Origin of the sequence: Streptomyces sp. NPDC015171 (genome assembly GCF_043079545.1) — a bacterium.
In the GTDB taxonomy this organism is placed as follows: domain Bacteria; phylum Actinomycetota; class Actinomycetes; order Streptomycetales; family Streptomycetaceae; genus Streptomyces.
The window spans coordinates 61,728-70,163 of the sequence record NZ_JBIBUO010000005.1 but is presented as its reverse complement, the minus strand read 5'-3'; the positions used below and the strand labels follow the sequence as shown (position 1 = coordinate 70,163).

General features: G+C 72.7%; 8 protein-coding genes. 3 read left to right on the top strand and 5 right to left on the bottom strand.

The genetic code is table 11. From position 1 onward, the window contains the following. Positions 1–344: 344 nt before the first annotated feature. The 3 genes from ACF073_RS15500 to ACF073_RS15490 all read left to right on the top strand — a co-directional run bounded on the left by ACF073_RS15500 (position 345) and on the right by ACF073_RS15490 (position 4,177). Positions 345–1,130 carry a class I SAM-dependent methyltransferase gene (locus tag ACF073_RS15500; RefSeq protein WP_392070136.1) on the top strand — a complete coding sequence of 262 codons (786 nt, stop codon included), beginning with the start codon at positions 345–347 and terminating at the stop codon, positions 1,128–1,130. 238 nt (positions 1,131–1,368) lie between these two features. Next, a complete protein-coding gene (locus ACF073_RS15495; RefSeq protein ID WP_392070134.1) occupies positions 1,369–2,454 on the top strand; it encodes an NlpC/P60 family protein in 1,086 nt (361 codons plus the stop codon). Positions 2,455–2,875: 421 nt separating this feature from the next. Further along, complete coding sequence (locus ACF073_RS15490; RefSeq protein ID WP_392070132.1) at positions 2,876–4,177, top strand: PP2C family protein-serine/threonine phosphatase; 1,302 nt, start codon at positions 2,876–2,878, stop codon at positions 4,175–4,177. 191 nt (positions 4,178–4,368) lie between these two features. On the opposite strand, the gene ACF073_RS15485 is transcribed toward ACF073_RS15490, so the two are convergent. The 5 genes from ACF073_RS15485 to ACF073_RS15465 all read right to left on the bottom strand — a co-directional run bounded on the left by ACF073_RS15485 (position 4,369) and on the right by ACF073_RS15465 (position 8,423). Continuing rightward, on the bottom strand, positions 4,369–4,722 hold the full coding sequence (locus tag ACF073_RS15485) for a DUF2516 family protein (RefSeq protein WP_392070130.1): 354 nt from the start codon (positions 4,720–4,722) through the stop codon (positions 4,369–4,371). Between the two features lie 114 nt (positions 4,723–4,836). Further along, positions 4,837–5,436 (bottom strand): hypothetical protein, encoded by a 600-nt coding sequence (locus tag ACF073_RS15480; protein WP_392070128.1) that lies wholly within the window; start codon positions 5,434–5,436, stop codon positions 4,837–4,839. Positions 5,437–5,517: 81 nt separating this feature from the next. Next, complete coding sequence (locus ACF073_RS15475; RefSeq protein WP_392070127.1) at positions 5,518–6,012, bottom strand: helix-turn-helix domain-containing protein; 495 nt, start codon at positions 6,010–6,012, stop codon at positions 5,518–5,520. A gap of 136 nt (positions 6,013–6,148) precedes the next feature. Beyond that, positions 6,149–6,997, bottom strand: a complete 849-nt coding sequence (locus ACF073_RS15470) for a putative RNA methyltransferase (protein WP_392070125.1) — start codon at positions 6,995–6,997, stop codon at positions 6,149–6,151. A 304-nt stretch (positions 6,998–7,301) separates the two neighbouring features. Next, positions 7,302–8,423, bottom strand: coding sequence for an FAD-dependent oxidoreductase (locus tag ACF073_RS15465; protein WP_392070123.1), 1,122 nt, complete (start codon positions 8,421–8,423; stop codon positions 7,302–7,304). Between the last annotated feature and the right edge of the window lie 13 nt (positions 8,424–8,436).

Below are 8,436 nucleotides of genomic sequence, written 5' to 3'. Positions count from 1 at the left end.
CCTACCGGGGAGACGGGCGGCCTACCGGGGAGACAGACGGGCCCCTGCCGGGGAGAGAGGCGAGACCCTGCCGGGAAGACGGACAAGCCCTGCCAGGCAGACAGGCGGCGCCCCGCGGGAAGACGGCCAGGCCCTGCCGGGGAGGCAGGCGGCGCCCTACCGGGAGGACGGGCGGGACCCTGTCCGGGAGACAGACGGGACCCTGTCAGGGAAGCGGGTGGGCCCCTGTCACGGAAGCGGCGCGGCGTTTCGCCCTCGCGGCCCCGCATACCCTCGTACGTATGAAGGCCCGCCCAGCGACCCTCCCCCACTCTCGGCTTCGCCCGGCCGCGGGTGCCGCCGTCGTGGGAACGGTCACGCGCGGGACGACGAACCCCAACCGGCTCCGCCGCATGGACCGCTGGATCGCGGCGGCGCACGGCGCCGAGCTGCGCCGCGCCGCGGACCCGCTGGCGATCGACCTCGGCTACGGCGCCGCGCCCTGGACCGCCGTCGAGCTGCTCGGCCGGCTGCGCACCGCCGCCCCCCGCGCGCGCGTGGTCGGCATCGAGATCGAGCCGGAGCGGGTGGCGGCGGCGCGGCCGTACGAGCGGGAGGGGCTCGCCTTCCGGCACGGCGGATTCGAGATCCCCGTACCCGGGCGCCCGGTGCTCATCCGGGCCGCCAACGTGCTGCGGCAGTACGACGAGGACCAGGTCGCCGCGGTGTGGCAGCGGCTGTGCGCGCGGCTCGCCCCGGCGGGCGACGGCTCGCGCGGCGGACTGCTGGTGGAGGGCACGTGCGACGAGATCGGCCGTCGGCACGTGTGGGTGGCGCTCGGCCCCGAAGGTCCCCGCACGGTCACCTTCGCCACCCGGCTCGGCTCCCTCGACCGCCCCTCCGACCTCGCCGAACGCCTGCCGAAGGCGCTGATCCACCGCAATGTCCCGGGCGAGCCGGTGCACGCCTTCCTGCGTGACTTCGACCGCGCCTGGGCCGCCGCCGCGCCCTACGCCGCCTACGGCGCCCGGCAGCGCTGGCTGCGCGCGGTACGGGAACTGACGGCCGACTGGCCGGTGACGGACTCCCCTGCGCGCTGGCGGCAGGGCGAAGTGACCGTGGCCTGGGGGGCCTTGGCGCCGGTGCGCTGACCACCCCCTGCCGGCACGCGGATTGCCCCGCGTACCTGTCGGCGCGCGCCCCGTGACATGTCGACGGCCACGGGAACGCTCGGCCTGCGTCGTACGTCACATCGGCGAGGTGATCGTCGTATCCGGCCGCCGGCGGGGGAATTCCGGTTTCCGACGACCTCTGTCGCTTTGCGCGCGGCCGTGGCACGATCCCTCAGGCGACCGTAAGTTACTGACGGTAAATCAGTTTGGGGGAAGTATGGGTTCGGGCAAGCGCGGGCTGCTCACGGCCGCCCTGACCGTGGTGTGCGCGGTGACCGTCCTCGCGGCGCCCGGCACGGCGTTCGCGGCCCCGGTGCCCACGCCCGCACCGACGACGACTCCCCCGCCGAAGCCGACTCCCGCACCGGGCAAGGACCTTGAGGAGGTCCGGGAGAAGCTCGACAAGCTCTACCACGACGCGGCCGTGGCCACCGACGCCTACAACGCGGCCGAGGAGAAGGCGAAGAAGCAGTCCGCCGAGATCGTGGCGCTGGCGAAGAAGATCGTCGAGGGCCGGCAGCGGCTGGAGAAGCTCAAGGACCAGGCGGGCGCGGCGGCCAGGGACCAGTACCGCACCGGCGGCCTGTCCGCCTCGGCCCAGTTCCTGCTCAGCGACGACCCGGGCGCCTTCCTCGACGGGGCCGGCCGGGTGCTCCAGGGGCAGGGGGCGGCGAAGAAGCTGATGGGTGAAACGAGCCGCACCCAGCAGGACTTGCAGCAGTACGCCGACGACGCCTCCGCCCACTGGGAGAAGCTGGAAGCCAACCGCAAGGCCAAGGCCGCCGCCAAGAAGAAGATCCAGAAGCGGATCGACGCGGCCGAGAAGCTGGAATCCCGGCTGGAGAAGAAGGAGAAGGAGCGCCTCGCCCAGCTGGAGCGGGAGGCCGCGGAGAAGGCGCAGACCGCCTGGGTCGGCACCGGTGTCCTCAAGGACGTCGCCGGCAAGGCCTCGGCGCAGGGCGAGAAGGCCGTCCGGTACGCCACCGAGCAGCTCGGCAAGCCCTATGTGTGGGGCGCCGAGGGGCCGGACTCCTTCGACTGCTCGGGGCTGACCTCCCAGGCCTGGGAGGCGGCCGGGCACGCCGTCCCGCGCACCTCGCAGGAGCAGTGGAAGCAGCTCAGGCACGTCGACGTGAAGGACATGCGCCCCGGCGACCTCATCATCTACTTCGACGACGCCAGCCATGTCGCCATGTACATAGGGGACGGCGCGATCATCCACGCCCCGCGCCCCGGGCGGACGGTGACGATCGCGGGCGCCGGTTCGATGCCGATCCTGGGCGTCGTACGACCGGACGCGTGACCCCGCCGGGGCCGCACGCGCAAGCCCGCCCGGGGCCGCACGCGTGCCCGTCCCGAGCCGCGCACGTGACCCCGTCCCGAGCCGCACACGTGACCCCGTCCCGAGCCGCCCGAGTGACCCCGCCCCCGGCCGCACGCGTACCCCCGCCCCGGGCCCGACGCGGGCCCGGTGCGCCCCGCCATGTGACCCACTCCACCTCAACCCCCGCCCAAACCGGTGCCGGAAGTGAGCTTCGTCATCCCGTCCGGATCATCACGGTGTCCAACTGCGGTACGGAAAGCGGCATATGACAGCGGCGGGCTCGGGAGCGACGCGGCTCACACCATTCCATCGGGGTGGTCGTAGCCGCTATGGTCCCGGTCGGTGGTTCGAGACCCCTCGACACCGCCATGCCCTCGGGGGGAGGGAAGGAACCCAAACGATGCCCGTACCCGTACCGCGGCAGAGAGCGATCCCGGCCGTGGAGAGTGGTCAGGCGCAGGCCGCACGCACCGTCGGCGGCCCCCTCAAGGAAGAGGCCCACCGCGACGCCGCGGCCCTGAACGGCACCGGCGCCACTCTCACCCTGCTGCTGATCGAGGACGATCCGGCCGGCTCGCCGATCGTGCCCGACCTGCTCGACTCGACCGGCAAGCCGATCCGCGTCCGCACCGCCCGCAACCTCACCGAGGCCGAGCGGCTGCTCACCGACGACGTGCACTGCATCCTGCTGGACCTGGCGCTCTCGGCGCCGGGCGGCAGCGACACGGACGACGAGCTGGCCGTGCTCCGGCACGTGCTGCGGCTCGCGCCCCGGCACGCCGTGCTCGCGCTGACCGCCTCGGGCGACGCCGAGCGCGGCGCCGAGGCCGTACGCGTGGGCGCGCAGGACTACCTCTTCCGGGACGAGCTGGACGGCCGCCTGCTCAGCAGGGCCATCCGGTACGCGGTGGAGCGGAAGCGCTCCGACAGCGCCGAGCGTCGGCTGGCCGAGGGCCGGCTGCGCGCCCAGGAGAACCGCCGCCTGGAGCGCGGGCTGCTGCCCACGCCCCTGCTGGACGGCTCCTCGCTGCGCTTCGCCGCCCGCTACCGCCCCGGCCGCTCGCGGGCGCTGCTCGGCGGCGACTTCTACGACGCCGTGCGCACCCCCGACGGCACCGTGCACGCCATGATCGGCGACGTCTGCGGGCACGGCCCGGACGAGGCCGCGCTCGGCGTGGAGCTGCGCATCGCCTGGCGGGCGCTGACCCTGGCCGGACTGTGCGGGGACGAGCTGCTGAGCACCCTGCAGCAGGTGCTGGAGCACGAGCGCTCGGACGAGGAGATCTTCGCGACGCTGTGCACGGTGGACATCGCGCCCGACGGCCGCCGCGCGGGCCTGTGCCTGGCCGGTCACCCGGCCCCGCTGATCGCCCGCCCCGGCCGCCAGGCGCGACTGCTCCCCTACGACAACAACGGCCCCGCCCTGGGCCTGCTGCCCGGCGCCCGCTGGCCGCGGATGCAGGTGGAGCTGGGCGCCGAGTGGAGCCTCATGCTCTACACCGACGGCCTGATCGAGGGCCGGATCGGTGCGGGCGGGGACCGGCTCGGCCAGGACGGCATGGTGGAGATGATCCGCCGGCAGCTCTCCGAGGGGCTGCGCGGGGAGAGTCTGCTGCGTGCGGCGGTGAGCGAGGTCCGCGATCTCAACGGCGGCGAGCTGACCGACGACGTCGCGGTCGTCCTGCTCGACCGGACCGGCTGACTCGACCGGCTGACTCGACCGGACCGCTGATTCGACCCGACCGCTGATTCGACCCGACCGCTGACTTCGACCGGACCGCTGACTTCGTCCCGACCGGCTGAGCGGCGCATCGCCGAAGGGCCCGCTCCGCCGTCCCCGGCGGGTGCGGGCCCTTCGGCTGTCACCGAGTCACCGACGGGTGCGGGGTGCCGCTAGCGCCCGCCGTTCCACGGGCCGTACGGGCCGTCGCTGCTGCTGCCGCGACGGCGGCCCCAGCCACTGCCTCCGCCGACCTGCCGGAGGGCGGGGCGTACGTCCACGATGTAGACGATGCTCGCGACCGCGGCGGCGATCGGCAGGATGGACAGCAGCGAGAACAGGTAGCTGACCACGAGCGCGATGCCGAGGATGATCAGCCAGAAGACCTTGTTCTGCTTGTCGGCCGCGCGGAAGGCGTCCTCACGCCGGAACGCGGCGTCGAAGAGCCCGAACGCTGCCAGGGCCATCAGGACGATCTTCAAGATGCCCATGAACCCCGCGAAGCCCAACATCAGCATGCTGCCCACCGCCCGTTGAATACCGATCCCGCTACGCCGCCACCGTACCCATTAGAACGGGCCGGACACCCCGAAGGTGCCCGGCCCGCACCCGTCTCCCCGGTCATGGTCACGCGGCCGGGGTCACTGCGCCGGGGGCGTGGTCTTCTTCGTGGTGGTGCTCTTGCGGGGCGCCGGTGCCTTCTTCGCCACGGGCTTCTTCTCCGCGGCGGGCTCGGCCTTCGCGGCGGCCGGCTTCGGCTCGTCGGTCCTGACCTCGACCGGCTCGGGCTTGCCCTCGACGGCGATCGCCAGTTCCTCGATCTCCTCGGCGGCCTCGCCGCGCCAGCCCTTCACGGCCTGCTCACCGTGCTCGGCGACCTTCTCGTAGGTCTCGCGGGCCCTGACGGCGTACTCGGCGGCGACGCCGACACCGCGCAGGGCGAGGTCCTGGGCGGTCTCGCCGAGCTTCTTCAGGTCGCCGTCGAGGGTGCCGATCAGGCCGTTGACCCTGGCCTGGAAGGTCTCCTGCGCCTCCTTGGCCCGGGCGGCGGCCTTCTCCTGCACGGCCTTGGGGTCGGTGTTGCGCACGGCCTCGATACGGGCCGGGGCCTCGGTGCGCAGCTGCTCGACCAGGGCCGGCACCTTCCTGGCCTGCTGGAGCGCCAGATCGGCGGTACCGGCGGCGAAGTAGAACGGGGTCGGGTCGCTGAAGGTCTTGCGCAGGTCGTCGGTGATGGCCATGGTGAGGGTCCTCCCGGATCGGATTCGCGTTCGGCTGGGTTGGTGTGGTCCGCGGCGGGCGTCCGGAGCCCTGGTCCGGCGTCAGCCGGCCGTCCGCCGCGGACCGGCGTCCGTGTCACTTCCGGCGGCATCGCCCGCACCGGCCGTAGCCGTACGGCCCGCGCCGCCGGTCCCCTGGTCCACGGTGCCGTACCCGGCCCCCTCGCCCTCGGCGGACTCGCCGACCCCGAATCCGTTCTCCTTGCGGAAGGACTCGTAGATCTGGAGCAGCACCTGCTTCTGCCGCTCGTTGAGCGAGGGGTCGGCCAGGATCACGGCGCGCGTCTCGACCTCGTCGCGGTCCCGCTCGGCGTCGAGGATGCCGGCGCGGACGTACAGGGTCTCGGCGGAGATGCGCAGGGCCTTGGCGACCTGCTGGAGCACCTCCGCGCTCGGCTTGCGCAGCCCGCGCTCGATCTGGCTCAGGTACGGATTGGACACGCCGGCGGCGTCGGCGAGCTGCCGCAGCGACAGCTGGGCGCTCCGCCGCTGCTCGCGCAGGTACTCACCGAGGTTGCCGACGTTCAGCGATGCCATGCCCCCACCTTGCCCCACTCCCGCTAACTATTGCAAGCACACGCTTGCAATAGTGTGTCGAAGGAATGGTGACCATGGTGCAGGAGCGGTGACCGCTGCTGTCCGTTCCCTGTCTACCCGCGATGTCCGCTCGTGGTCACCGAGGCCGGTAGGAAGTGGCCAGCACGGAGACGGTGACCTGGTCAGGCAGGGGGCCGTGGGCGCTCAGGTCCGCGTGGGTCAGGTGGCGTGCGCTCGGCGTCATCCCCACCAGGTCGATGGCTCCTTGCCTGGTCAGGGGCACGGTGTATTCGACGTGCTCGGTGCAGGCGGCCTCGAAGCAGGGGTCCAACGCCTGGTGCAGTCGCTGTTCCTTGTCCGGGTCGATCGTGACCATCGCGGGGATGTGGCCCCGCAGCTCGGCCAGGTGCCGCTCGACGGGGCGCACCACGATCAATCGGCCGGTCGGACGGAGCACTCGATGGAATTCGGGCGGGTTGCGCGGGGCGAACACGTCCAGCATCACGTCGACCGTCTGGTCGGCCAACGGGAAGGGGCGGAAGACGTCCCAACTCGCCGCAGCGGCTCGCGGATGGGCTCGGGCCGCCGAGCGCAAGGCGCGTACGGACGCGTCCAGCCCTAGGCCGCGGGCGCCGGGCAGTTGATCGAGTACGCCGGCCAGGTAGTAGCCGGTGCCGCATCCGATGTCCACGACCGTGCCTTGACCAGGCAGGACGTCGGCTGTCATACGGGTCAGGGTCTGGCGGATGGGGGCGTACCTGCCGGTGGACAAGAACTGGTTACGCGCTTGAACCATGGCTGCGTCGTCACCGCTGGTGGCTCGAGCGCCCGTCAGGAGGCTGACGTAGCCCTGACGCGCGATGTCGAAGGTGTGGCCCGCCGCGCAGCGCAGTGAGCCATGGTCGGGTCGCAGACTGATGCGGCACACCGGACAGCGCAGCGAGTCGAGGAACGGTTCGAGGGCAGGGGGAAGCAACGCAGGCACAAGGCACTCCTGGCGACGGTGAAGGAAAGGGACCGTGCCTGCACACTCTCAGAGGCCTCCGTCGCAAGAAGACGAGGCCCGCATCCCGCCGCCTCGGTGCGGGCGACGCAAGGAAGATGGATCATCTAGCAGGCACGCCAAGGAGGGCGACGCCCTACGGCATCGCCCTCAATACCTCGTGATCACAGAGCCTGGGTGTGCTGGGTCCACATGCCTACACCTTACGAGGCTCGCCGAAAGCCCCTTGCCTCGCCTGAGCGGTCAAGAGACACGCCAGCGACGGGGGTGCTCTCGCACCCGGCCGTCAGGAGGGCTGGACCTCGTCGAAGAGGGCGAGGGCTTCGGCGGGGTCCGGGCTCACGAGGCGCTCCAGGCCGGCCGCCGTGATCTTCGCCCACCGGCCGGCCCGCGCCCGCATCCGCTCCTCGAAGGCGCGGACGGCCTCGTCCAGATCTCCGGGGCCGGCGGCGATGGACTCGGCGAGCTCGGCGCCGTCCAGCATCGCGAGGTTCGCGCCCGCCCCCAGCGGGGGCATCAGATGGGCGGCGTCGCCCAGGAGCGTCACCCCGGGGACGTGGGTCCAGGTGTGGGACACGGGCAGGACGTAGAGCGGGCGGTGGACGAAAGCGGTGCCGTGGCGGAGGAGGTCGAGGACGGGAGCGGCCCAGCCGTCGAACAGGGCCAGCAGGCTCGACCGCACGGCCTCGGCGTCGGCCAGGTCCAGGTCCGCGTGCCAGTCCAGCGGTGCGCGGAACTGGGCGTACACCTTGACGTGGCCGCCGCTGCTGCGCTGGGCGACGAGCGCGCGGTTCACCCCGTACACGGCCACGGAGCCGTCGCCGGTCAACCGGGCGAGGCCGGGGTGGCGGGTGTCGACGTCGTCGAGGGAGGTCTCGACCGAGGTGACACCGGTGTAGTGCGGCGTCACCGGCGAGACCGCCGGGCGGACCCGGGACCAGGCGCCGTCCGCGCCGACCACGAGGTCGAACGCCTCCTGTCGCCCGTCCGCGAAGTGGACCCGTGCGCCCTCCCCCCGGGCCCCCGGCACCACCCGCGTCACACCCCGGCCCCACTGGACGTCGAGAGGGCCGAGCAGCAGGTCACGGAGGTGCCCGCGGTCGATCTCGGGATTGGCCCGGTCATCGGGGCGGGCCGGCCAGTCGCGCAGGACGGTCCCGTCGGTGTCCAGGATGCGCATGGCCTGCCCCTCGGGGCGGGACAGCGCCCGGAACTCCGCCAGCAGACCCGCCTTGTCCAGCGCGAGCTGGCCCAGACCTTCCTGGAGGTCCAGCGTGCCGCCCGGCGGGCGGGCGCCGGGGGCGGGATCGCGTTCGAGGACGGCGACGGGGCAGCCGTGGCGGTGCAGGACACGGGCGAAGGTCAGGCCGGCGGGGCCGCCGCCGACCACGGCGATGCGATGTCTCATGTCGATACACTGT